This window comes from Mesonia mobilis DSM 19841 (genome assembly GCF_000423405.1).
Classification (GTDB): Bacteria; Bacteroidota; Bacteroidia; order Flavobacteriales; family Flavobacteriaceae; genus Mesonia; species Mesonia mobilis.
Window position 1 is genome coordinate 44,052 of record NZ_AUHX01000011.1, and the last position, 21,798, is coordinate 65,849.

General features: G+C 35.4%; 35 protein-coding genes. 34 read left to right on the forward strand and 1 reads right to left on the reverse strand.

Annotated elements, in window-relative coordinates:
- Positions 1-113: 113 nt before the first annotated feature.
- Positions 114-1,529, reverse strand: coding sequence for a POTRA domain-containing protein (locus G551_RS0109270; protein WP_051191349.1), 1,416 nt, complete (start codon positions 1,527-1,529; stop codon positions 114-116).
- Between the two features lie 450 nt (positions 1,530-1,979).
- On the opposite strand from G551_RS0109270, the gene rpsL reads away from it, so the two are divergent.
- The 34 genes from rpsL to eno all read left to right on the forward strand — a co-directional run bounded on the left by rpsL (position 1,980) and on the right by eno (position 21,734).
- Positions 1,980-2,354 (forward strand): 30S ribosomal protein S12, encoded by a 375-nt coding sequence (gene rpsL / locus G551_RS0109275; protein ID WP_010230128.1) that lies wholly within the window; start codon positions 1,980-1,982, stop codon positions 2,352-2,354.
- A gap of 24 nt (positions 2,355-2,378) precedes the next feature.
- A complete protein-coding gene (rpsG, locus tag G551_RS0109280; protein WP_027885320.1) occupies positions 2,379-2,855 on the forward strand; it encodes a 30S ribosomal protein S7 in 477 nt (158 codons plus the stop codon).
- A gap of 5 nt (positions 2,856-2,860) precedes the next feature.
- Positions 2,861-4,969, forward strand: a complete 2,109-nt coding sequence (gene fusA / locus G551_RS0109285) for an elongation factor G (RefSeq protein ID WP_027885321.1) — start codon at positions 2,861-2,863, stop codon at positions 4,967-4,969.
- Between the two features lie 10 nt (positions 4,970-4,979).
- Positions 4,980-5,285 (forward strand): 30S ribosomal protein S10, encoded by a 306-nt coding sequence (gene rpsJ, locus G551_RS0109290; RefSeq protein WP_007094989.1) that lies wholly within the window; start codon positions 4,980-4,982, stop codon positions 5,283-5,285.
- 134 nt (positions 5,286-5,419) lie between these two features.
- Positions 5,420-6,037, forward strand: a complete 618-nt coding sequence (rplC, locus tag G551_RS0109295; protein WP_027885322.1) for a 50S ribosomal protein L3 — start codon at positions 5,420-5,422, stop codon at positions 6,035-6,037.
- Positions 6,037-6,666: a 50S ribosomal protein L4 gene (gene rplD / locus G551_RS0109300; RefSeq protein ID WP_027885323.1), complete on the forward strand. Its 630-nt coding sequence runs from the start codon at positions 6,037-6,039 to the stop codon at positions 6,664-6,666. The genes rplC and rplD overlap by 1 nt, the downstream gene beginning before the upstream one ends.
- 5 nt (positions 6,667-6,671) lie before the next feature.
- Positions 6,672-6,962 carry a 50S ribosomal protein L23 gene (rplW, locus tag G551_RS0109305; protein ID WP_027885324.1) on the forward strand — a complete coding sequence of 97 codons (291 nt, stop codon included), beginning with the start codon at positions 6,672-6,674 and terminating at the stop codon, positions 6,960-6,962.
- A 9-nt stretch (positions 6,963-6,971) separates the two neighbouring features.
- Entirely contained in the window at positions 6,972-7,799 is an 828-nt protein-coding gene (gene rplB / locus G551_RS0109310; RefSeq protein ID WP_027885325.1) for a 50S ribosomal protein L2, read from the forward strand.
- A gap of 6 nt (positions 7,800-7,805) precedes the next feature.
- Positions 7,806-8,084 (forward strand): 30S ribosomal protein S19, encoded by a 279-nt coding sequence (gene rpsS / locus G551_RS0109315; RefSeq protein WP_027885326.1) that lies wholly within the window; start codon positions 7,806-7,808, stop codon positions 8,082-8,084.
- Between the two features lie 8 nt (positions 8,085-8,092).
- Positions 8,093-8,500, forward strand: coding sequence for a 50S ribosomal protein L22 (gene rplV, locus G551_RS0109320; RefSeq protein ID WP_027885327.1), 408 nt, complete (start codon positions 8,093-8,095; stop codon positions 8,498-8,500).
- A gap of 8 nt (positions 8,501-8,508) precedes the next feature.
- Positions 8,509-9,228, forward strand: coding sequence for a 30S ribosomal protein S3 (gene rpsC, locus G551_RS0109325; protein WP_027885328.1), 720 nt, complete (start codon positions 8,509-8,511; stop codon positions 9,226-9,228).
- 18 nt (positions 9,229-9,246) lie between these two features.
- Positions 9,247-9,666: a 50S ribosomal protein L16 gene (gene rplP / locus G551_RS0109330; protein WP_027885329.1), complete on the forward strand. Its 420-nt coding sequence runs from the start codon at positions 9,247-9,249 to the stop codon at positions 9,664-9,666.
- 12 nt (positions 9,667-9,678) lie between these two features.
- Entirely contained in the window at positions 9,679-9,882 is a 204-nt protein-coding gene (rpmC, locus tag G551_RS0109335; protein WP_027885330.1) for a 50S ribosomal protein L29, read from the forward strand.
- 1 nt (position 9,883) lies between these two features.
- Positions 9,884-10,141 carry a 30S ribosomal protein S17 gene (gene rpsQ / locus G551_RS0109340; RefSeq protein ID WP_027885331.1) on the forward strand — a complete coding sequence of 86 codons (258 nt, stop codon included), beginning with the start codon at positions 9,884-9,886 and terminating at the stop codon, positions 10,139-10,141.
- Positions 10,142-10,143: 2 nt separating this feature from the next.
- On the forward strand, positions 10,144-10,512 hold the full coding sequence (gene rplN / locus G551_RS0109345; protein ID WP_027885332.1) for a 50S ribosomal protein L14: 369 nt from the start codon (positions 10,144-10,146) through the stop codon (positions 10,510-10,512).
- Positions 10,513-10,522: 10 nt separating this feature from the next.
- Entirely contained in the window at positions 10,523-10,834 is a 312-nt protein-coding gene (gene rplX / locus G551_RS0109350; protein ID WP_027885333.1) for a 50S ribosomal protein L24, read from the forward strand.
- 2 nt (positions 10,835-10,836) lie between these two features.
- A complete protein-coding gene (gene rplE, locus G551_RS0109355; RefSeq protein WP_027885334.1) occupies positions 10,837-11,388 on the forward strand; it encodes a 50S ribosomal protein L5 in 552 nt (183 codons plus the stop codon).
- A 2-nt stretch (positions 11,389-11,390) separates the two neighbouring features.
- A complete protein-coding gene (gene rpsN, locus G551_RS0109360; protein WP_027885335.1) occupies positions 11,391-11,660 on the forward strand; it encodes a 30S ribosomal protein S14 in 270 nt (89 codons plus the stop codon).
- Positions 11,661-11,718: 58 nt separating this feature from the next.
- Entirely contained in the window at positions 11,719-12,117 is a 399-nt protein-coding gene (gene rpsH, locus G551_RS0109365) for a 30S ribosomal protein S8 (RefSeq protein WP_027885336.1), read from the forward strand.
- An 18-nt stretch (positions 12,118-12,135) separates the two neighbouring features.
- The gene (gene rplF, locus G551_RS0109370; RefSeq protein ID WP_027885337.1) at positions 12,136-12,678 is read left to right on the forward strand and encodes a 50S ribosomal protein L6; all 543 of its coding nucleotides are present in this window, start codon (positions 12,136-12,138) and stop codon (positions 12,676-12,678) included.
- Between the two features lie 12 nt (positions 12,679-12,690).
- On the forward strand, positions 12,691-13,044 hold the full coding sequence (gene rplR, locus G551_RS0109375; RefSeq protein ID WP_027885338.1) for a 50S ribosomal protein L18: 354 nt from the start codon (positions 12,691-12,693) through the stop codon (positions 13,042-13,044).
- A 6-nt stretch (positions 13,045-13,050) separates the two neighbouring features.
- On the forward strand, positions 13,051-13,575 hold the full coding sequence (rpsE, locus tag G551_RS0109380) for a 30S ribosomal protein S5 (RefSeq protein ID WP_027885339.1): 525 nt from the start codon (positions 13,051-13,053) through the stop codon (positions 13,573-13,575).
- A 12-nt stretch (positions 13,576-13,587) separates the two neighbouring features.
- Complete coding sequence (gene rpmD / locus G551_RS0109385; RefSeq protein ID WP_027885340.1) at positions 13,588-13,770, forward strand: 50S ribosomal protein L30; 183 nt, start codon at positions 13,588-13,590, stop codon at positions 13,768-13,770.
- Between the two features lie 9 nt (positions 13,771-13,779).
- Entirely contained in the window at positions 13,780-14,232 is a 453-nt protein-coding gene (rplO, locus tag G551_RS0109390; protein WP_027885341.1) for a 50S ribosomal protein L15, read from the forward strand.
- Positions 14,233-14,241: 9 nt separating this feature from the next.
- Complete coding sequence (secY, locus tag G551_RS0109395) at positions 14,242-15,585, forward strand: preprotein translocase subunit SecY (protein WP_027885342.1); 1,344 nt, start codon at positions 14,242-14,244, stop codon at positions 15,583-15,585.
- Positions 15,586-15,587: 2 nt separating this feature from the next.
- Positions 15,588-15,803: a translation initiation factor IF-1 gene (gene infA / locus G551_RS0109400; protein WP_014031991.1), complete on the forward strand. Its 216-nt coding sequence runs from the start codon at positions 15,588-15,590 to the stop codon at positions 15,801-15,803.
- Positions 15,804-15,916: 113 nt separating this feature from the next.
- Positions 15,917-16,033 carry a type B 50S ribosomal protein L36 gene (gene ykgO, locus G551_RS16415; protein WP_010519235.1) on the forward strand — a complete coding sequence of 39 codons (117 nt, stop codon included), beginning with the start codon at positions 15,917-15,919 and terminating at the stop codon, positions 16,031-16,033.
- A gap of 2 nt (positions 16,034-16,035) precedes the next feature.
- Entirely contained in the window at positions 16,036-16,410 is a 375-nt protein-coding gene (rpsM, locus tag G551_RS0109405) for a 30S ribosomal protein S13 (protein ID WP_027885343.1), read from the forward strand.
- Between the two features lie 9 nt (positions 16,411-16,419).
- Positions 16,420-16,803 carry a 30S ribosomal protein S11 gene (gene rpsK, locus G551_RS0109410; protein ID WP_027885344.1) on the forward strand — a complete coding sequence of 128 codons (384 nt, stop codon included), beginning with the start codon at positions 16,420-16,422 and terminating at the stop codon, positions 16,801-16,803.
- Positions 16,804-16,896: 93 nt separating this feature from the next.
- Positions 16,897-17,502: a 30S ribosomal protein S4 gene (gene rpsD, locus G551_RS0109415; protein WP_027885345.1), complete on the forward strand. Its 606-nt coding sequence runs from the start codon at positions 16,897-16,899 to the stop codon at positions 17,500-17,502.
- Positions 17,503-17,526: 24 nt separating this feature from the next.
- Entirely contained in the window at positions 17,527-18,519 is a 993-nt protein-coding gene (locus G551_RS0109420) for a DNA-directed RNA polymerase subunit alpha (protein WP_027885346.1), read from the forward strand.
- Positions 18,520-18,583: 64 nt separating this feature from the next.
- Positions 18,584-19,084, forward strand: a complete 501-nt coding sequence (gene rplQ / locus G551_RS0109425) for a 50S ribosomal protein L17 (RefSeq protein WP_027885347.1) — start codon at positions 18,584-18,586, stop codon at positions 19,082-19,084.
- 91 nt (positions 19,085-19,175) lie between these two features.
- Positions 19,176-20,288, forward strand: a complete 1,113-nt coding sequence (carA, locus tag G551_RS0109430) for a glutamine-hydrolyzing carbamoyl-phosphate synthase small subunit (protein ID WP_027885348.1) — start codon at positions 19,176-19,178, stop codon at positions 20,286-20,288.
- 159 nt (positions 20,289-20,447) lie between these two features.
- Positions 20,448-21,734, forward strand: a complete 1,287-nt coding sequence (gene eno / locus G551_RS0109440) for a phosphopyruvate hydratase (protein ID WP_027885349.1) — start codon at positions 20,448-20,450, stop codon at positions 21,732-21,734.
- Positions 21,735-21,798: the final 64 nt, after the last annotated feature.

Sequence of the window (21,798 nt, forward strand, 5' to 3'; positions counted from 1 at the left end):
ATTTATTTGAATTAGCCAGTGCCAAAAATCCTAATTAAAAGTTAATTACACAACTATTTTTCATTAAAATTTACCTTTTATTAAAGTTAAGATTAAGAAAATGGTCATTTTTTTTAGAAAAATGTAGTTAAACTTAAATGAACTTTTGTGTTTCTAAATTCGAAATTTTGTTCATCTGTTTTTCCATTGGCGAAAATTAATTTTAATAATCCGCTGTTTGTTTCCAGTCCAATCCCGAACCCAAAACTATATACGGTATTTTGTAAGTTTTGGTTTTTATTTTCTATTCTTCCGAAGTCAAAAATGCTATTTGCGTATAAATTTTGATCTAGTAGGTATCTATATTCTGTGTTGAAAAAGCTGAATAATTCACCAACTAAACTATTTTCTTGAAATCCTCTAAGTGTTTTGATTCCGCCGGTTCTGAATAATTCATTGTCTATGTAATTGTTTGAATTTATAAAACCGCTATGGTTGGCGATGTAGATGTGGTTCCTGTAATTTAGGCTGAAAATCTTCTCTGCATCAAGTTGAATTCGTTGTTGTTTATTATTGGTTGAAGAGGTTTTTCTGTTTCCGGTTCCTAGGTTTATCGAGGCGTTGGTGTTGTATTGGAAAGTTTTGTATTGGCTTCTTTTTTGGTAACTTAATTCAATATTCAAGAAAGAGGCCTCGTAGTCTTCATTGGTTTCGATTGTAGTGTTGTTGTCTTCTTGAAGGAAATTTGAGTTCTCGTATAAGTAAGATGTTTTGATGTTGATTTTCGGTGATACTTGATAGTTTAGTCCAATAGTTTGCTGGTTTGTAGTGAAAGTGGAGTCTTGGTTGGTGATGCTTATGGATGCTTCTGGACTTATCGGAGTGTTGAATAAAAAGGGGAGTTTGGCTTTAGCGAAAAAATAAGAAAATTCTTCTCCGTTATTTTTGTATTCAATGTTTAGTGATTCTCCGAAATTTAAATTATTGTTCAGGTTTACATTGATATAGCCATTGAGGGTTAGGTTATTGCTGTTTTCTTCATTTGAAAACCCTAAAAATCCGTCAAAGTTATTGCTGTTTCTTTTTTCTAAATATAGATATAGGGTGGTTGAGTCTTTGGTGAAAAGAACTTCTGGTTCTCTAGTAGATCTTGCAAAATCGATTTCAGAAAGTTCATTCAGTTTTTTGTCAATTAGCTTTTTGTTGAAAGTTTTCCCGGTTTTTAAGTTTAAAAAGTTTTTAAGGTAGCTTTTGGGGAATTCTTCATATCCTTTAATAACGATTTTGTCGAGTGTTCGTTGCTGAGTTTTGTTAATTGTTAATATGGCTTTTGCTGTGTTTTGATTTAAAATGTTGATTTTTTTTAGCTGAAGGGAATTAAAAGGTTTTCCTTGATTGGCGATTTCTTCATTTAGTTTATTGAGGAAAGTTTCTATTTGATTGAAGGGGATTTTGAATAATTTTTTGTCTTTTAAGTATTCTGGTAATTCTTTTTGAATGGAGTCGGGAATATGAATTTGTAATCTTTCAATCCTGTTTTTAAAATTCACTATATATATATGTAATTTATCATTTATTTTGTGTTGACTTTGGTAGTTTATAAATCCTAGTTTTTTTATTCTTTTATTGAATTCTGTTATTTCTTCTTGCAGGTCTTTTTGGTTGGTAAAATTTTTCTCGTAACCGATTGAATCAATAATCTTATGGTTCGATTTTTTAAAACTTTCAATTTGAAGCTTGGTTTCCTGACCTTGGCAGAGATGAATTCCTAGTAAGAAAATAAATGTTATGTAGGCTCTAGCTTTAATAATGAAATTAATAATGAATTATGGTTTTGGTGATGAACGAAAATAAATCTTTTGTAGTGTAGTTCCGTAGAAATTTTTAATCCTCTTGAAAATTAATGAATTATAATTTGAATAGTAAAAATATATTTCTACATTTGCAAACCCTAAAAATAGGGTATATTTAAATTTAATTAATTAGTTGTAATAAATTTTATGCCAACAATTTCACAATTAGTACGAAAAGGAAGAGCCAAAATAACTAAGAAGAGTAAATCGGCTGCTTTAGATTCGTGTCCTCAAAGAAGAGGGGTTTGTACGCGTGTTTATACTACTACGCCTAAAAAACCTAACTCTGCTATGCGTAAAGTAGCAAGGGTAAGGTTGACAAATGGTAAGGAAGTGAATGCTTACATCCCTGGCGAAGGTCACAATTTACAAGAGCACTCGATAGTATTAGTTAGAGGTGGAAGGGTAAAAGATTTGCCTGGTGTTAGATATCACATCGTTAGAGGTGCTTTAGATACCGCAGGTGTCGAAGGTAGAACTCAGCGTAGATCTAAGTATGGTGCAAAACGCCCTAAAAAGTAATTAAAGAACTTTTAAAAAGAAGAAATGAGAAAAAGACAGGCTAAAAAAAGACCTCTTTTACCGGATCCAAAATTTAATGATCAGTTAGTGACGCGTTTCGTTAACATGATGATGTGGGACGGTAAGAAATCTATATCATTTAAGATTTTTTATGATGCTATGGATATCGTTGAGGAAAAAAAGCAAGACGAAGAAAAGACTGCGTTAGAAGTATGGAAAGATGCTTTATCTAATGTGATGCCGCACGTTGAAGTGAGAAGTAGAAGAGTGGGTGGTGCTACATTTCAGATTCCTATGCAGATTAGACCAGATAGAAAAGTTTCAACAGCTATGAAATGGTTAATTTCTTTCGCTAGAAAAAGAAATGAAAAATCAATGGCTGCTAAATTAGCTGCAGAAGTATTAGCTGCTGCTAAAGAAGAAGGTGCTGCTGTTAAGAAGAGAGTTGATACTCACAGAATGGCAGAGGCAAACAAAGCATTCTCACATTTTAGATTCTAAAAATAATGGCACAAAGAGATTTAAAATTTACAAGAAATATAGGTATTGCGGCTCATATTGATGCTGGTAAAACAACAACAACGGAGCGTATACTTTATTATACAGGTATTAGTCACAAGATAGGAGAGGTGCACGATGGTGCTGCTACTATGGACTGGATGGAGCAAGAGCAAGAAAGAGGTATTACAATTACTTCAGCTGCTACGCACTGTACTTGGCTTTATAGAGATCAAGAGTATACAGTGAATATTATTGATACTCCTGGTCACGTTGATTTTACTGTAGAAGTTGAGCGTTCTTTACGTGTGCTTGATGGGGTTGTTGCATTATTTAGTGCTGTAGATGGTGTTGAACCACAATCAGAAACAGTTTGGAGACAGGCTGATAAATATAGAGTACCTCGTTTAGGATTCGTTAATAAAATGGACCGTCAAGGTTCAGATTTCTTTAACGTATGTAATCAGGTTAAAGAAATGTTAGGTGGTAATCCTGTTCCTTTGCAAGTTCCAATCGGAGAAGAGATGGACTTTAAGGGTGTGGTTGATTTGATTTCAAAAAAAGCAATTATTTGGAATGATGATGATCATGGGATGACTTACGAGGAAATTGAAATTCCTGCAGAGTTAGCAGATGATGTAGATATGTATAGAGCTCAGTTAGTAGAAGCTGTTGCTGAATATGATGAAGCTTTGATGGAGAAATTCTTCGAAGACGAAAGTTCTATTACTGAAGATGAGATTATCGCTGCGCTTAGAGCTGCAACTATAGATATGTCTATCATCCCTATGATGTGTGGTTCTGCGTTTAAAAATAAAGGTGTTCAGGCAATGTTAGATGCAGTTATGCGTTACTTGCCTTCTCCTGTAGATGTAGATGCAATTGTTGGTACAAATCCAGATACTGGAGAAGAGGAATCTCGTAAGCCAAATGTAGATTCTCCATTCTCTGCATTAGCATTTAAAATTGCTACCGATCCTTTCGTTGGTCGTTTAGCATTCTTCCGTACTTATTCAGGTACACTCGATGCTGGTTCTTACGTATTAAACGTTCGTTCTGGTAAAAAAGAGCGTATATCTAGAATGTATCAGATGCACTCAAATAAACAAGAGCCGATCGATAAGATTGAAGCTGGAGATATTGGGGCTGCTGTTGGTTTTAAAGATATTAAAACCGGAGATACATTAACAGATTTAGATCACCCGATCGTTTTAGAATCTATGACTTTCCCGGCGCCGGTAATTGGTATCGCGGTAGAGCCAAAGACTAAAGCAGATGTTGATAAAATGGGTATGGCTTTAGCTAAATTAGCTGAAGAAGATCCAACTTTCGTAGTGAAAACTGACGAAGTTTCTGGTCAAACTATTATTTCTGGTATGGGAGAATTACATATCGAAATCTTAGTAGATCGTTTAAAGAGAGAATTTAAAGTAGAGGTTAACGAAGGTGAGCCTCAAGTTGAATACAAGGAAACAGTAACCAGAACTGCTCAGCATAGAGAAGTTTACAAAAAGCAATCTGGTGGACGTGGTAAGTTCGCAGATATCGTTTTTGAAATGGGACCTGTAGATGAAGATTTTGAAGGTAAGGGTCTTCAGTTTGTTGATGAGATTAAAGGTGGTAGAATTCCAAAAGAATTTATTCCTTCAGTTCAGAAAGGTTTCGAAGAAGCAATGAAGAACGGTCCATTGGCAGGTTTCCAAGTAGATACTTTAAAGGTAGTTTTAAAAGACGGATCTTTCCACCCGGTAGATTCAGATCAATTATCTTTCGAATTGGCTGCGAAAATGGGATTCAAGGCTGCTGCTAAAGCTGCAGGTGCGGTAATTCTTGAGCCAATTATGAAGAATGAAGTAGTAACTCCTGAGGAAAACATGGGAGATATCGTAGGTGACTTGAATAGAAGAAGAGGTCAAGTAAACAGTATGTCAGACAGATCTGGTGCTAAAGTAATTAAAGCTGAAGTGCCGTTATCTGAAATGTTTGGATACGTTACAACATTAAGAACTTTATCTTCTGGTAGAGCAACATCAACTATGGAATTTTCTCACTATGCTGAAACTCCTTCTAATATTTCAGAAGAAGTAATTAAAGCAGCTAAAGGAGCAAACGATTAAAATTAGGAAAATGAGTCAGAAAATTAGAATAAAATTAAAGTCTTACGATCATAATTTAGTAGATAAATCTGCTGAAAAGATTGTGAAAACTGTAAAGACTACAGGAGCTGTGGTAACTGGTCCAATTCCATTACCAACTCATAAAAAGATTTTTACAGTACTTCGTTCTCCTCACGTAAACAAAAAGTCTAGAGAGCAATTTCAATTAAGTTCTTATAAAAGATTACTTGATATTTATAGCTCTTCATCAAAGACAATTGATGCGTTGATGAAACTTGAATTGCCAAGTGGAGTAGAAGTAGAGATTAAAGTGTAATCTTATTTCTGAGAATATTCTCAGAAAACATGTCCTAAGCTGCGAGCGAAGGAAAAACGGAAAATTATATTCAGGGCTTGAATGTATTTTCTTGCCCTGAAATTTTTTAAATAAATCATTAATTAATAATTATTATGTCTGGGTTAATAGGAAAAAAAATCGGTATGACCAGCATTTTCGACGAGAACGGGAAAAACATCCCTTGTACCGTTATTCAAGCTGGGCCATGCGTAGTTACCCAAGTCAGAACCAAAGAGGTTGACGGGTATGAAGCAATTCAACTTGGTTTCGATGACAAGACAGACAAGAGTACTACAAGTGCAGAAAAAGGTCACTTTAAAAAAGCTGGTACTGTTGCTAAACGTCGCGTTGTTGAATTTCAAGGGTTTAAAGAAGAATTGAAATTAGGTGACGAAGTTACTGCAGAGCATTTTCAAGAAGGAGAATTTGTAGATGTTTCAGGTACTTCTAAAGGTAAAGGTTTTCAAGGGGTTGTTAAAAGACACGGCTTTGGTGGTGTTGGACAACAAACTCACGGTCAACATAACCGTTTAAGAGCGCCTGGTTCGATTGGTGCGGCATCTTATCCTGCAAGAGTATTCAAAGGAATGCGTATGGCAGGTCAAATGGGTGGCGATAAAGTTAAAGTACAAAACCTTAAAGTGTTAAAAGTAGTTGCAGATAAGAATCTACTTGTGGTAAAAGGATGTGTTCCTGGCCATAAAAACGCTTATGTAATCATTCAGAAGTAATGGAAGTAGCAGTATTAGATATTAAAGGAAAAGAAACAGGTAGAAAGGTTACTCTTTCTGATGCTGTTTTTGGTGTAGAGCCTAATGAGCATGCTATTTATTTAGATGTTAAGCAATACTTGGCTAACCAACGTCAAGGTACGCATAAAGCTAAAGAACGTGCAGAGATTACTGGAAGTACCCGTAAGATTAAAAAACAAAAAGGTACAGGTACTGCGCGTGCAGGTAGTATAAAGTCTCCTATCTTCAAAGGTGGAGGTAGAGTATTTGGTCCAAGACCAAGAAACTACGGTTTCAAATTAAACAAGAGTTTAAAGAAACTTGCAAGAAAATCTGCATTAAGTCAGAAAGCAAAAAACAATGAAGTTTTAGTTGTTGAGAATTTAGAATTTGATTCAGCAAAAACAAAAAATTTCATTTCATTATTGCAAGGTCTTGGTATTGAGGGGAAAAAATCATTATTTGTGTTGTCAGAGTCAAATAATAATGTATATTTGTCCTCACGTAATTTGAAGGCTGCTGAAGTCGTAACTGCTTCAGAATTAAATACTTACAAAATATTATATTCAAATAATATTGTGTTTGTTGAAGGGTCTTTAGAAGGAGTAGAGTCGAATTTGAGTAAATAAACGTTATGAGTATCTTAATAAAACCTATTATTACTGAAAAAGCTACGAACGATAGTGAGATGAATAATCGTTTCGCGTTTGTGGTTAATAATAAGGCGAACAAGATTGAAATTAAAGACGCAGTAGAGTCTGCTTATGGCGTTTCAGTAGAAAAAGTTCGCACTATGAATGTTCGTCCAGATCGCAGAACTCGTTACACGAAAACTGGGATCGTAACTGGTAAAACAAATGCTTATAAGAAAGCAATTGTACAGTTGGCGGAAGGTGAAACAATTGATTTATATGCTAATCTTTAAGATTAAAAAATGTCTGTAAGAAAATTAAAACCAATCACACCTGGTCAGCGTTTTAGAGTTGTTAATGGTTATGACGCTATTACAACTGATAAGCCGGAGAAGAGTTTATTGGCTCCGAAAAAAAGATCTGGTGGTAGAAACAGTCAGGGAAAAATGACCATGCGCTATTTAGGTGGTGGTCATAAAAAGCGTTACCGTATTATCGACTTTAAAAGAGATAAGCAGGGAGTTCCTGGAACGGTAGCGACTATTGAGTATGATCCAAACCGTACCGCTTTTATCGCATTATTAAATTACCAAGATGGTGAGAAAAGATATGTGATTGCGCAAAATGGTTTACAAGTAGGTCAAAATTTAGTTTCTGGAAAGTCAGATGTGGCTACAGAAATTGGTAACGCAATGCCTTTGTCGCAGATACCTTTAGGTACTGTTATTTCTTGTATTGAATTACGTCCTGGTCAAGGAGCTGTAATGGCTCGTAGTGCTGGTGCTTTTGCTCAGTTAATGGCGAGAGAAGGTAAGTATGCTACAATTAAACTTCCTTCTGGTGAAGTTAGAATGATTTTAGCAGATTGTATGGCTACTATTGGAGCAGTTTCTAATAGTGATCATCAGTTGTTAGTTTCTGGTAAAGCTGGTAGAAAACGTTGGTTAGGTAGAAGACCTAGAACTAGACCAGTTGTAATGAACCCAGTAGATCACCCAATGGGTGGTGGTGAAGGTCGTGCTTCTGGAGGTCATCCAAGATCTAGAAAAGGTCTTCCGGCTAAAGGATTTAGAACACGTTCTAAAACCAAATCGAGTAATAAGTATATTGTAGAACGTAGAAAGAAATAATAAGATATGGCACGTTCATTAAAAAAAGGACCTTACGTTCACTATAAATTAGAGAAAAAAGTAGCTCAAAATGTAGAGTCTGGAAAGAAGACTGTGATCAAGACTTGGTCTCGCGCTTCGATGATTACTCCAGATTTTGTTGGGCAAACTATCGGGGTGCATAACGGGAAACAGTTTGTTCCTGTTTATGTAACAGAGAATATGGTAGGTCATAAATTAGGAGAATTTTCACCAACTCGTTCTTTTAGAGGACACGCTGGTGCTAAAAATAAAGGTAAAAGATAATTGAAGCTATGGGAGTTCGTAAAAAAGAAAGAGCAGAGCAAATAAAAGAAGCTAAGAAGCAAGTGGCTTTTGCCAAGCTGAATAACTGCCCTACTTCACCAAGAAAAATGCGCTTAGTTGCAGATTTAGTTCGTGGTGAAGATGTAGAGAAAGCGCTTCAAATTCTTAAGTTTAATAATAAAGAAGCTTCTTTAAGACTAGAGAAATTACTTCTTTCTGCAATTGCTAACTGGCAAATGAAGAATGAAGATGCTAGCGTTGAAGAGGCAGAATTATTTGTTAAGGAAATCCGTGTAGATGGTGGTGCAATGTTGAAGAGACTAAGACCAGCTCCACAAGGAAGAGCACATAGGATAAGAAAAAGATCTAACCATGTTACATTAGTGGTTGGGGCTAAAAATAATACACAAAGCTAAGAAGTAGTATGGGACAGAAAACAAATCCAATCGGTAATAGACTTGGTATCATTAGAGGATGGGAATCTAACTGGTACGGAGGTAACGACTACGGTGATAAATTAGCCGAAGACGATAAGATTAGAAAGTATATCCACGCACGTCTTTCTAAAGCTAGTGTATCGAGAGTAATTATTGAGCGTACGCTTAAACTTGTAACCGTTACTATCACTACTGCAAGACCTGGTATTATTATCGGTAAAGGCGGGCAAGAGGTAGACAAGTTAAAAGAAGAGCTTAAGAAAATTACAGGTAAAGAAGTTCAGGTTAATATTTTTGAAATTAAAAGACCTGAATTGGATGCTCATTTAGTAGGTGCAAGTGTTGCAAGACAGATAGAAAATAGAATTTCTTACCGTCGTGCAATCAAAATGGCAATTGCAGCTGCAATGCGTATGAATGCTGAAGGAATTAAAATCCAGATTTCAGGTCGTTTAAACGGAGCTGAAATGGCGCGTTCAGAAGCTTATAAAGATGGTAGAATCCCCTTATCTACGTTTAGAGCTGATATTGATTATGCTTTAGTTGAGGCACATACTACTTATGGTAGATTAGGTGTTAAAGTATGGATCATGAAAGGTGATGTTTACGGAAAAAGAGAATTATCTCCACTAGTTGGTTTATCTAAAAAGCAAGGAGGGAAATCTGGATCTGGACGAGGTGGTAACAAATCACGTCGTAGAAAGTAATTTTTTAAAGTAAGAGAAATGTTACAGCCTAAAAGAACAAAATATAGAAAACAGCAAAAGGGACGTATGAAAGGTCTTGCTCAAAGAGGGCATAGATTATCAAACGGAACTTTTGGAATCAAATCTTTAGATTCAAGTTTTGTTACAGCGAGACAAATCGAAGCTGCTCGTATTGCTGCTACTCGTTATATGAAAAGGGAAGGATCAATCTGGATCAAAATTTTCCCAGACAAGCCAATTACCAAAAAGCCTCTTGAGGTTCGTATGGGTAAAGGTAAAGGTAACGTAGAGTATTGGGCGGCAGTAGTGAAGCCGGGAAGAATTCTTTTTGAGTTAGGTGGTGTGCCAATGGCAACTGCTAAAGAAGCGTTGCGTTTAGCAGCACAGAAACTTCCGGTGAGAACTAAGTTTATCGTTGCAAGGGATTATCAAGAATAATTTTTGAAAGTTATGAAACAATCAGAAGTAGAAAAATTATCAGTAGCTGAATTACAAGATGAGTTAGCGAATACTAGAAAATCTTATACAGATTTAAGAATGGCTCACGTAATTACGCCTTTAGATAACCCGGCGCAGTTAAGAACTGTAAGAAGGACTATAGCGCGTTTAGCAACAGAATCGAGAAAAAGAGAATTGAATAATTCTGCTGAGTAAGATGGAAAAAAGAAATTTAAGAAAAGAGCGTATAGGTGTAGTTACTAGTAACAAAATGGAGAAATCTATTGTTGTTTCAGAAGTAAAGAAAATGAAGCACCCTATGTATGGTAAATTCGTATTAAAAACGAAAAAATACGTAGCACACGACGAGAAAAATGACTGCAACGAAGGTGATACTGTAAAGATCATGGAAACACGACCTTTAAGTAAAACTAAAAGTTGGAGATTAGTAGAAATAATTGAAAGAGCGAAGTAATTATGGTACAACAAGAATCTAGATTAAGAGTAGCTGATAATACTGGTGCTAAAGAAGTTTTAGCAATTAGAGTATTAGGTGGTACAAAGAAGCGTTACGCTTCTGTAGGTGATAAAATTGTTGTGAGTGTAAAAGAAGCAACTCCTAATGGTAACATTAAAAAAGGAGCGGTTTCTACAGCAGTTGTAGTTCGTACCAAAAAAGAAGTTCGCAGACCAGATGGTTCTTATATTCGTTTCGACGATAACGCATGTGTTTTATTAAACCCTGCTGGAGAAATGAGAGGAACTCGTGTATTTGGACCTGTAGCTAGAGAACTTCGTGATAGACAATTTATGAAGATTGTATCATTAGCACCAGAGGTGCTTTAATACACAAAAGATGGCAAAGCTTAAAATTAAGTCAGGAGATACTGTAAAGGTAATTGCTGGAGAACACAAAGGTCAGCAAGGAACTGTGAAAACAGTATTAATTGAAAAAAATAAAGCAATCGTTGAAGGGGTTAACATGATTTCGAAACATGAGAAGCCAAGCGCTGCTAACCCTCAAGGCGGAATTGTTAAAAAAGAAGCTCCGATCCATATTTCAAATCTTTCTTTATTAACTAAAGACGGAGAAACTACGCGAGTAGGTTTTAAAATGGAAGGAGATAAAAAAGTGAGATTTTCTAAAAAATCTAATGAAGTAATTTAGTTATGAGTTACGTACCAAGACTTAGACAAGAGTATAAAGACAAGGTCATTTCTGCTCTTACCGAAGAATTTAGTTACGAAAATGTAATGCAAGTGCCAAAACTTACTAAAATTGTAGTAAGTAGAGGTGTTGGTGCAGCTGTAGCAGATAAAAAGTTAATTGATCATGCTGTTGATGAATTATCTACTATTACTGGTCAAAAAGCTGTAGCGACAATATCTAAAAAAGATGTTGCTTCATTCAAGTTACGTAAAGGTATGCCTATCGGAGCTAAAGTAACACTTAGAGGAGATCGCATGTACGAATTTTTAGATCGTTTGATCACAGCTTCACTTCCACGTGTACGTGATTTTGACGGTATAAAAGCTACTGGTTTTGACGGTAGAGGGAATTATAACTTAGGTATTACTGAGCAAATTATTTTCCCAGAAATTAATATCGATAGAGTAAATAAAATTGCTGGTATGGATATTACTTTCGTGACTACTGCAAATACAGATAAGGAAGCAAAATCATTGTTAACAGAACTAGGATTACCTTTTAAAAAGAATTAATTATGGCTAAAGAATCAATGAAAGCCCGTGAGGTAAAAAGACAAGAGTTGGTAAAAAAGTATGCTGAAAAGAGAGAGGCTTTAAAAGAAGCTGGAGACTACGAAGCATTACAGAAATTACCTAAAAACTCTTCTCCGGTTCGTTTACATAACAGATGTAAGCTAACAGGAAGACCAAAGGGTTATATGAGACAATTTGGAATATCTCGTGTTATGTTCAGAGAAATGGCTAACAAAGGGTTAATTCCGGGAGTTAAAAAAGCTAGTTGGTAAAAATTTAATCGGTTGAAGGTTCTAAACTAAAGAAAACCACAACCACAAATCAAAATAGATGAATACAGATCCTATTGCAGATTATTTAACTAGAATTAGAAATGCTGTGGCAGCAAGTCACCGTGTGGTAGAGATACCAGCTTCTAATTTAAAGAAACAAATTACTAAAATATTATTCGATCAAGGGTATATTCTTAGTTATAAGTTTGAGGAAGAGGGTTCAAGAGGGACAATTAAAATCGCTCTTAAGTATGATAAAGATACTAAAGACTCTGTAATCAAAAAGATACAAAGAATTAGTAAGCCTGGTCTTCGAAAGTATGCTGGTGCGGGTGAATTACCACGTATTTTAAACGGACTTGGAATTGCAATCGTTTCTACTTCTCACGGAGTAATGACAGATAAGCAAGCGAGAAAAGAGAATGTAGGTGGTGAAGTTCTTTGCTACGTTTACTAATATTTAAAAGACGAAAACATGTCAAGAATAGGTAAAAGTCCAGTATCGATTCCAGAAGGCGTAACTGTAAGCGTAAAAGACGGAGTAGTTACTGTAAAAGGAAAATTAGGAGAGTTAACTCAAGAATTTTCAGATATCGATATTAAAGTTGAAGAGAACGAAGTAGTGTTAGAGAGACCTTCTGAAAAGAAGATTTTTAAATCAAAGCACGGTCTTTACAGAGCTTTAATTCAGAATATGGTTGAAGGTGTATCTAACGGATTTACAAAACAACTAGAATTAGTTGGTGTAGGTTACCGTGCATCTAACCAAGGTCAAAAGTTAGATTTAGCGATTGGATTTTCTCATAATATTGTATTAGATTTGGCGCCTGAAGTTAAGGTTGAAACCATTTCTGAAAAAGGTAAGAATCCTATCGTAAAATTAACTTCTTACGATAAGCAATTAGTAGGTCAAGTAGCTGCTAAGATCAGATCTTTCCGTAAGCCTGAACCATACAAAGGAAAAGGTATCAAGTTCGTAGGTGAGCATATTAGAAGAAAAGCAGGTAAATCTGCTTAATAAAGTATAATTATGGCATTTTCAAAAGTAAAAAGAAGAAATAAAATTAGAAGAAGGATCCGTCAATCAATTTCGGGTACTGAGAGTAAACCACGTCTATCTGTTTTTAGAAGTAATAAAGAGATTTATGCTCAATTAATAGATGATGTAAGTGGTAAAACTATTGCAGCAGCTTCTTCTAGAGACAAAGGAGTTTCTGATAAAGGAACCAAAAGCGAGGTAGCGACTGCCGTAGGTAAAGCTATCGCTGAAAAAGCAAAAGAAGCCGGAGTAGAAGTTATTTCGTTCGATAGAAGCGGATATTTATATCACGGAAGAGTTAAATCATTAGCAGAAGGTGCTCGCGAAGGCGGACTAAAATTCTAAAAGATTATGTATCAAGATTATAAAAATGTAGAGCTTGTTAAGCCAAGTGGCTTAGATTTAAAAGATCGTTTAGTTGGTGTACAACGTGTAACTAAAGTTACTAAAGGTGGTAGAGCATTTGGTTTTTCTGCTATCGTAGTTGTAGGAGACGAAAACGGAGTTGTAGGTCACGGTTTAGGTAAGTCTAAAGAGGTAGCTGAAGCAATTGCTAAAGCTGTAGAAGATGCAAAAAAGAATTTAGTTCGTATTCCTTTAAATAAGGGTACTTTACCACACGAGCAAAAAGGTAAATACGGTGGAGCAAGAGTTTTATTACTTCCTGCTGCAACGGGTACCGGAGTTATTGCTGGTGGTGCCATTCGTGCGGTATTAGAAGCAGTTGGTGTTCATGATGTATTATCAAAGAACCAAGGATCTTCTAACCCTCACAATGTGGTAAAAGCTACTTTCGACGCATTATTGCAATTAAGAAGTGCTGAGACTGTTGCAAAACAACGTGGTATTTCATTAGACAAGGTATTTAACGGATAATATTCAAGGAAAATGGGAAAGATTAAAGTAACTAAAGTGAAAAGTGCTATCAATCGCACCAAGAACCAAAAGCTTACCTTAGAAGCTTTAGGTTTAAGAAAGATGGGGCAAACTGTCGAACACGAAGATTCGCCTAATATCCTTGGAATGATAAATAAAGTACAACATTTAGTTTCTGTTGAAGAAACAAAATAAACTTATACGATGGAATTAAATAACTTAAGACCTGCAAAGGGTTCAGTTCGAGCAAATAGTAAGCGTATAGGTAGAGGTGAAGGATCTGGTAAAGGTGGAACTTCTACACGCGGACACAAAGGAGCTAAATCTCGTTCAGGATATTCTAAGAAAATCGGATTTGAAGGTGGGCAAATGCCACTTCAAAGACGAGTTCCTAAATTTGGTTTCAATAACAGAAATCGTAAAGAATATCAAGGGGTTAATTTAGATACACTTCAAAAGTTAGTAGATAACGGTAAAATTAATGATACTGTAGATTTACAAACTTTATTAGATAATAGATTAGCAACAAAAACAGATTTAGTAAAAATCTTAGGAAGAGGAGAGCTTAAAGCTAAACTTAAAGTTTCTGCTCACAAATTCACCGCATCTGCTAAAGAAGCAATCGAAGCTGCCGGTGGTGAAGCTGTAACTTTATAAAAGTAAAGAATGAAATTTATTGAAACAATAAAGAACGTTTGGAAAATAGAAGAGCTAAAGAATCGTATTTTGATTACTTTAGGTCTTCTATTGGTTTATCGTTTTGGTACTCAAGTAGTACTTCCGGGTATAGATGCATCGCAATTGTCTAATTTAGCAAGCCAAACCGACGACGGTTTATTAGGTTTGCTTAACGCATTTACAGGTGGTGCTTTTTCTAATGCATCGATTTTTGCATTAGGGATTATGCCTTACATTTCTGCATCGATTGTGGTGCAGTTAATGGGTATTGCAGTTCCTTATCTTCAAAAACTTCAAAAAGAAGGTGAAAGTGGTAGAAAGAAAATTAACCAAATTACACGTTGGTTAACCATCGCTATTACTTTGGTACAAGGTCCTGGTTATATCTATAACTTATACGGAACTTTACCTCAAAGTGCTTTCTTGTTAGGAGATTCAATAAGTTTTGTTGTTTCTTCAGTAATTATCCTTACTACAGGCTGTATTTTTGCAATGTGGTTAGGTGAAAGAATTACAGATAAAGGTATAGGAAACGGTATTTCTTTATTAATTATGGTAGGTATCATCGCTAGACTTCCGCAGTCATTCATACAAGAATGGGTTTCTAGAGTTTCTGGAGCCGATGCAAATGGAGGTTTAATTATGATCCTTATTGAGTTGTTTATTTGGTTTGCAATCATTTTCGCATCTGTGATGTTGGTGATGGCTGTAAGGCAGATACCGGTTCAATATGCTAGGCGAAATGCGACTGGAGGTTATGAAAAAAATATCTTTGGAGGAGCAAGACAGTTTATTCCTTTAAAGTTAAATGCTTCAGGAGTAATGCCTATTATTTTTGCACAAGCAATTATGTTTATTCCTTCTGCTGTTGCAGGAATGTCAGATTCTGAAATGGCTCAAGGAATTACCGCAGAATTTAATAATATCTTCGGTTTATGGTATAACGTAGTGTTTGCATTACTAATTATCATATTCACTTATTTCTATACCGCGATTACAGTGCCAACTAATAAGATGGCAGATGATTTAAAAAGAAGTGGTGGTTTTATTCCTGGGATCAGACCGGGTACAGAAACAGCAGAATACTTAGATAGAATTATGTCTCAAATCACATTGCCAGGATCTGTTTTCTTAGCATTAATTGCAGTATTCCCTGCGGTTGTTGTTTCGATAGGTGTTCAGCAAGGTTGGGCGTTATTCTTTGGAGGTACTTCTCTTATCATTATGGTAGGTGTGGCGATCGATACAATGCAGCAGATCAATTCTTATTTATTGAATAAGCATTACGATGGTTTAATGAAATCTGGAAGAAATAGAAAAGCAGTAGCATAATTATGGCAAAGCAACCAGCAATAGAGCAAGACGGAACAATTATCGAGGCATTATCTAATGCAATGTTTAGAGTAGAGTTGGAAAACGGTCACGTGGTCACAGCTCACATCTCAGGAAAAATGAGAATGCATTACATTAAGCTTTTGCCGGGAGATAAAGTTAAATTGGAAATGAGTCCTTACGATTTAACGAAGGCTCGTATAACCTATAGATACTAATAAATCTTATAAATGTGATTAATTCAAAATTTTTTATTACTTTTGCGGTCTGAAAAATTTTGATAAGCTTCTAAAACACAGAAACTTTACATTTATCAGAAAAAACAATAGAGATGAAAGTAAGAGCATCAATAAAAAAGAGAAGTGCCGACTGCAAGATTGTACGCAGAAAAGGGCGCCTTTACGTTATTAACAAAAAGAATCCTAGATTTAAACAAAGACAAGGCTAATTATGGCGAGAATTGCAGGGGTAGATATACCTAAACAAAAGCGAGGAGTTATAGCATTAACCTATATCTTCGGAATTGGCAAGAGTAGAGCTCAAAAAATTCTTGAAACTGCCAAAGTAGATGAGAATACTAAAGTTTCAGATTGGACCGATGATGAAATCGGAAAAATTCGTGAAGCTGTAGGGCAATATACCATAGAAGGAGAATTAAGATCAGAAGTTCAGCTTAGTATTAAGCGTTTAATGGATATCGGTTGTTACCGTGGTATCCGTCACAGATCTAGCCTTCCGTTAAGAGGTCAGCGTACGAAGAATAACTCTAGAACGCGTAAAGGAAAGAGAAAAACAGTTGCGAACAAGAAAAAAGCAACTAAATAATAAGTAGTTATGGCAAAGTCAACAACTAAGAAACGTAAAGTAATCGTTGATTCTTTTGGTGAGGCGCACATTACAGCTTCTTTCAATAATATCATTGTTTCTTTAACTAACAAAAAAGGAGATGTGATCTCTTGGTCTACTGCCGGTAAAATGGGCTTTAGAGGATCTAAGAAAAACACTCCTTACGCAGCACAATTAGCAGCAGAAGATGCAGCTAAAGTAGCACACGAAGCTGGTTTAAGAAAAGTGAAAGTTTATGTGAAGGGACCTGGTAATGGTAGAGAATCTGCTATTCGTTCTATCCACAACGGAGGGATCGAAGTAACAGAGATTATCGATATCACACCAATTCCACACAACGGTTGTCGTCCACCAAAAAGACGTAGAGTTTAATTAATAGTAAATATCAACAAAGAGTATTACGATTATCGAAGGATTATATTTTCAAAGACCTTAATTCATAATCACTCTTTAAAATTTAAATAAATGGCAAGATATACTGGTCCAAAAAGTAAAATAGCAAGAAAGTTTGGTGAAGCTATTTTTGGAGATGATAAGTCTTTTGAAAAAAGAAACTATCCTCCAGGTCAACACGGTAACAACAGACGCCGTGGTAAAAAATCTGAATACGCTGTCCAGTTAATGGAGAAGCAAAAAGCAAAATATACTTACGGTATATTAGAGCGTCAATTCAGAAATATGTTTAAGAAAGCAACAGCTGCACAAGGTATTACTGGTGAGGTTCTTTTACAATTATGTGAATCTCGTTTAGATAATGTTGTTTATAGAATGGGAGTTTCTCCTTCTAGAAGAGGTGCAAGACAATTGGTTTCTCACAGACATATCACTGTAAACGGTGAAATCGTAAATATACCTTCTTACCAATTAAAAGCTGGTGATGTAGTAGGGGTAAGAGAAAAGTCTAAATCTTTAACAGCAATCCAGTCTTCATTGGAGAGCTCAAGTAATGTTTACGAATGGATTACCTGGAATTCAGAGAAGAAAGAAGGAACTTATGTTTCTGTACCTTCAAGAATTCAAATTCCAGAAAACATTAACGAACAATTTATCGTCGAATTATATTCGAAATAATCTTTAACAGACAGAACTCATAATATGGCCATACTTAATTTTCAGAAGCCCGATAAAGTTATCATGATTGATTCAACCGAGTTCGAGGGCAAGTTTGAATTTCGTCCCTTAGAACCAGGATATGGATTAACTGTAGGTAACGCTCTTAGACGAGTACTGTTGTCTTCATTAGAAGGTTTCGCAATAACCTCAGTAAGAATAGAAGGTGTAGATCATGAGTTTTCTACCATTGCTGGAGTTGTAGAAGACGTTACCGAAATTATTTTAAATTTAAAACAAGTTCGTTTTAAAAGACAAATAGAAGAAGTAGATAACGAGACAGTAACTATTTCTTTCTCGGGTAAAGATCAACTTACCGCAGGAGATTTTCAAAAATTCATTTCAGGATTTCAAGTACTAAACCCAGATTTAGTGATTTGTAATATGGAAGAGAATGTAAATCTTAATATCGAGTTAACAATCGATAAAGGTCGTGGTTATGTGCCTGCTGAAGAAAATAAAAAAGCTAACGCTCCTTTAGGAACCATCTTTACAGATTCTATCTATACGCCAATTAAAAACGTAAAGTATAGTATCGAGAACTATCGTGTAGAGCAAAAAACTGACTACGAAAAGTTAGTTTTTGAGATCTCTTCAGACGGTTCAATTCATCCAAAAGATGCTTTAACTGAAGCTGCTAAAATCTTAATCCATCACTTTATGTTATTCTCTGATGAGAGAATTACCCTTGAAGCCGATGAGATCGCTCAAACTGAAACTTACGATGAAGAATCACTTCATATGAGACAGTTATTGAAAACTAAATTGGTAGATTTAGATCTTTCAGTAAGAGCATTAAATTGTTTAAAAGCAGCAGAAGTAGATACTTTAGGAGACTTAGTATCATACAATAAAAATGATTTAATGAAGTTCCGTAACTTCGGTAAAAAATCTTTAACAGAGCTAGAAGAACTAGTAAATGTAAAAGGTCTTAACTTCGGAATGGATTTATCAAAATACAAATTAGATAAAGATTAATACGTCATATTTTGCTCCTCACAAAATGAGTTTAGAAGCAAGATGATGATTAAACCAAAAGGTCATGAGACACGGAAAAAAAGTAAACCACTTAGGTAGAAAAACTGCTCACAGAAAAGCAATGTTAGCCAATATGGCATCATCTTTAATCGAGCACAAAAGAATCAATACTACTGTTGCTAAAGCGAAAGCTTTAAAACAATTTATTGAGCCTTTAATAACTAAATCTAAAGAAGACACTACGCATAACAGACGATTAGTTTTCGCTAAACTTCGTAACAAATATGCAGTAAGTGAGCTTTTTAGAGAAGTTGCACCAAAAGTGGGAGACCGTCCAGGTGGATATACAAGAATTATCAAACTTGGTAATCGTTTAGGAGATAATGCAGATATGGCACTTATCGAGTTAGTAGATTTTAACGAAATTTACAACCCTAAAGGAGAAGGTAAGAAAAAATCTACTCGTCGTAGTAGAAGAGGTGGTAAGAAGAATGCTACAGAAACTGCAGCTTCTGAAACTACTGCTCCTAAAGCAGAAGATAAATCATCAAATGAAGAAGAGTAAAATGAATTTTATTTTTCAATAATTTCAAAAGGATAAACTTTAAGGGTTTATCCTTTTTTTTTAACTTAACCTAAATTATTATTCGATTGTAATGAAATATCACGTTCGTAAAAAAGCAATTTTATTGTTAGAAGATGGTACAATTTTCCACGGAAAAGTTGTTGGAGATAGAGATGGTACTTCGTTTGGAGAAGTATGTTTTAATACCGGAATGACAGGATATCAAGAGATTTTTACAGATCCTTCATATTACGGACAATTAATGATTACAACCAACGCCCACATTGGTAATTATGGTACTTTTTCTGAAGAAGTAGAATCTGAAGACATTAAAATTGCCGGATTAATTTGTAAGAATTTCAGCTATAACTATTCAAGAGAGCGTTCAGATCTATCTTTAGAAGACTTTTTAACAAATAACAATCTCTTAGCGATCTCAGATGTAGATACTCGTGCACTAGTTTCTTATATAAGAAAACACGGTGCGATGAATGCTGTAATTTCTACGCGTATAGATGAAGTTGAAGCGCTTAAGAAAGAATTGGCAGCGATCCCTTCGATGAAAGGTTTAGAGCTTGCTTCTAAGGTTTCAACAAAAGAAACTTATTTTGTAGGTGAAGAAGATGCTGAATTTAAAGTGGCAGCTTTAGATATCGGGATCAAGAAAAATATTCTAAGAAACTTAGCGAAGAAAGGTTGTTACATTAATGTATTCCCATACGATACTAGTTTTGAAGAAATGGAATCTTGGAATCCTGATGGCTACTTCTTATCTAATGGGCCTGGAGATCCGGAGCCGTTAACCAATGCTATAGATGTTGCTAAAAAGATCATCGAAAAAGATAAGCCGTTATTTGGTATTTGCTTAGGTCATCAAATTATTGCCTTGGCAAATGGTATCGATACCTTTAAAATGCACCACGGACATAGAGGGATTAATCACCCGATTAAAAACCTACTAACCGGTAAAGGTGAAATTACTTCGCAAAATCATGGTTTTGCCGTAAGTAAAGAATCTTTAGAAGCTAATCCAGAAGTAGAGATTACGCATATTCACTTAAACGATCAAACGGTAGCCGGTTTACAAATGAAAAATAAGAATTGTTTTTCTGTACAATATCACCCGGAAGCTGGTCCCGGACCAAACGATGCACTGTATCTTTTCGATCAATTCATTGAGAATATGAAAAAAGTAACCGCATAAAATTAAAAGCCTTGAAATTTTCAAGGCTTTTTTTGTTAACAAAAACGTTTTCGGGTTGCTAAAAATTCCAAAATCCATAATTGTTGACAATAAATTAAAAGTAAATAAGCAGCAAAATCCTTATCTTGCAGCTAAATTATTTATAATCAAACAAAAACTATGAGCTTAATAATTGAAATTCACGCTAGACAAATATTTGATTCAAGAGGTAATCCAACCGTAGAAGTAGATGTAATTACAGAAAATGGTGTTTTAGGAAGAGCTGCAGTGCCTTCTGGAGCTTCTACCGGAGAACACGAAGCCGTTGAACTTAGAGATGGTGGCGATGATTATATGGGTAAAGGCGTAACTAAAGCTGTAGAAAACGTAAATACTACCATTGCTGAAAATTTAATTGGTTTTTCTGTTTTCGAACAAGAAGCGATCGATAAAGCAATGATCGATTTAGATGGTACGCCAAATAAATCTAAATTAGGAGCTAACGCAATTTTAGGGGTTTCTCTTGCAGCTGCAAAAGCGGCAGCTAACGAGTTAAACCTTCCTTTATATAGATACGTAGGCGGTGTAAGTGCAAAAACTTTACCGGTTCCTATGATGAATATCATTAACGGAGGTTCTCACTCAGATGCACCGATCGCATTTCAAGAATTTATGGTCATGCCGGTAAAAGCCAAAAGCTTTTCTCACGCTATTAAAATGGGAACAGAAATTTTCCATAACTTAAAGAAAGTACTTCACGATAGAGGTTTAAGTACCGCTGTAGGTGACGAAGGTGGTTTTGCACCGACTTTAGAAGGTACAGAAGATGCATTAGATTCTATCAAAACAGCAGTAGAAAAAGCAGGATACAAATTTGGAGACGAAGTAATGATCGCTTTAGATTGTGCTGCTGCAGAATTTTTTGAAGACGGTAAATATAACTACAAGAAATTTGAAGGTGAAGGTGGCGAAGTAAGAACGAGCGAAGAGCAAGCTTCTTATTTAGCTGAATTAGCTTCAAAATACCCGATCATTTCTATTGAAGATGGTATGGATGAAAATGACTGGGAAGGTTGGAAAGCGTTAACCGATAAAATCGGAGATAAAGTACAATTAGTAGGAGACGATTTATATGTTACTAACGTAGAACGTCTTTCTCGCGGAATTGATGAAGGTATCGCTAATTCAATCCTAATTAAAGTTAACCAGATCGGTACATTAACAGAAACAATTGCTGCAGTAAATATGGCACACAATGCCGGTTATACTTCAGTAATGTCTCACCGTTCAGGAGAAACTGAAGATAACACGATTGCAGATTTAGCAGTTGCGTTAAATACAGGTCAAATTAAAACCGGTTCAGCTTCTCGTAGTGATCGTATGGCAAAATACAATCAGTTATTAAGAATCGAAGAAGAATTAGGTGAAGTAGCTTACTATCCGCAAGCAAATGCCTTTAAAATCTAATTTATTTATAAAGTAAATTTGAATAAGTCCTGCTTTAAAAGTGGGACTTTTTTTTGCTTAAAAC

Coding starts and splice junctions, on each gene's coding strand:
- rpsL (WP_010230128.1), top strand. CDS start 1,980: ATGCCAACAATTTCACAATTAGTACGAAAAGGAAGAGCCAAAATAACT.
- rpsG (WP_027885320.1), top strand. CDS start 2,379: ATGAGAAAAAGACAGGCTAAAAAAAGACCTCTTTTACCGGATCCAAAA.
- fusA (WP_027885321.1), top strand. CDS start 2,861: ATGGCACAAAGAGATTTAAAATTTACAAGAAATATAGGTATTGCGGCT.
- rpsJ (WP_007094989.1), top strand. CDS start 4,980: ATGAGTCAGAAAATTAGAATAAAATTAAAGTCTTACGATCATAATTTA.
- rplC (WP_027885322.1), top strand. CDS start 5,420: ATGTCTGGGTTAATAGGAAAAAAAATCGGTATGACCAGCATTTTCGAC.
- rplD (WP_027885323.1), top strand. CDS start 6,037: ATGGAAGTAGCAGTATTAGATATTAAAGGAAAAGAAACAGGTAGAAAG.
- rplW (WP_027885324.1), top strand. CDS start 6,672: ATGAGTATCTTAATAAAACCTATTATTACTGAAAAAGCTACGAACGAT.
- rplB (WP_027885325.1), top strand. CDS start 6,972: ATGTCTGTAAGAAAATTAAAACCAATCACACCTGGTCAGCGTTTTAGA.
- rpsS (WP_027885326.1), top strand. CDS start 7,806: ATGGCACGTTCATTAAAAAAAGGACCTTACGTTCACTATAAATTAGAG.
- rplV (WP_027885327.1), top strand. CDS start 8,093: ATGGGAGTTCGTAAAAAAGAAAGAGCAGAGCAAATAAAAGAAGCTAAG.
- rpsC (WP_027885328.1), top strand. CDS start 8,509: ATGGGACAGAAAACAAATCCAATCGGTAATAGACTTGGTATCATTAGA.
- rplP (WP_027885329.1), top strand. CDS start 9,247: ATGTTACAGCCTAAAAGAACAAAATATAGAAAACAGCAAAAGGGACGT.
- rpmC (WP_027885330.1), top strand. CDS start 9,679: ATGAAACAATCAGAAGTAGAAAAATTATCAGTAGCTGAATTACAAGAT.
- rpsQ (WP_027885331.1), top strand. CDS start 9,884: ATGGAAAAAAGAAATTTAAGAAAAGAGCGTATAGGTGTAGTTACTAGT.
- rplN (WP_027885332.1), top strand. CDS start 10,144: ATGGTACAACAAGAATCTAGATTAAGAGTAGCTGATAATACTGGTGCT.
- rplX (WP_027885333.1), top strand. CDS start 10,523: ATGGCAAAGCTTAAAATTAAGTCAGGAGATACTGTAAAGGTAATTGCT.
- rplE (WP_027885334.1), top strand. CDS start 10,837: ATGAGTTACGTACCAAGACTTAGACAAGAGTATAAAGACAAGGTCATT.
- rpsN (WP_027885335.1), top strand. CDS start 11,391: ATGGCTAAAGAATCAATGAAAGCCCGTGAGGTAAAAAGACAAGAGTTG.
- rpsH (WP_027885336.1), top strand. CDS start 11,719: ATGAATACAGATCCTATTGCAGATTATTTAACTAGAATTAGAAATGCT.
- rplF (WP_027885337.1), top strand. CDS start 12,136: ATGTCAAGAATAGGTAAAAGTCCAGTATCGATTCCAGAAGGCGTAACT.
- rplR (WP_027885338.1), top strand. CDS start 12,691: ATGGCATTTTCAAAAGTAAAAAGAAGAAATAAAATTAGAAGAAGGATC.
- rpsE (WP_027885339.1), top strand. CDS start 13,051: ATGTATCAAGATTATAAAAATGTAGAGCTTGTTAAGCCAAGTGGCTTA.
- rpmD (WP_027885340.1), top strand. CDS start 13,588: ATGGGAAAGATTAAAGTAACTAAAGTGAAAAGTGCTATCAATCGCACC.
- rplO (WP_027885341.1), top strand. CDS start 13,780: ATGGAATTAAATAACTTAAGACCTGCAAAGGGTTCAGTTCGAGCAAAT.
- secY (WP_027885342.1), top strand. CDS start 14,242: ATGAAATTTATTGAAACAATAAAGAACGTTTGGAAAATAGAAGAGCTA.
- infA (WP_014031991.1), top strand. CDS start 15,588: ATGGCAAAGCAACCAGCAATAGAGCAAGACGGAACAATTATCGAGGCA.
- ykgO (WP_010519235.1), top strand. CDS start 15,917: ATGAAAGTAAGAGCATCAATAAAAAAGAGAAGTGCCGACTGCAAGATT.
- rpsM (WP_027885343.1), top strand. CDS start 16,036: ATGGCGAGAATTGCAGGGGTAGATATACCTAAACAAAAGCGAGGAGTT.
- rpsK (WP_027885344.1), top strand. CDS start 16,420: ATGGCAAAGTCAACAACTAAGAAACGTAAAGTAATCGTTGATTCTTTT.
- rpsD (WP_027885345.1), top strand. CDS start 16,897: ATGGCAAGATATACTGGTCCAAAAAGTAAAATAGCAAGAAAGTTTGGT.
- G551_RS0109420 (WP_027885346.1), top strand. CDS start 17,527: ATGGCCATACTTAATTTTCAGAAGCCCGATAAAGTTATCATGATTGAT.
- rplQ (WP_027885347.1), top strand. CDS start 18,584: ATGAGACACGGAAAAAAAGTAAACCACTTAGGTAGAAAAACTGCTCAC.
- carA (WP_027885348.1), top strand. CDS start 19,176: ATGAAATATCACGTTCGTAAAAAAGCAATTTTATTGTTAGAAGATGGT.
- eno (WP_027885349.1), top strand. CDS start 20,448: ATGAGCTTAATAATTGAAATTCACGCTAGACAAATATTTGATTCAAGA.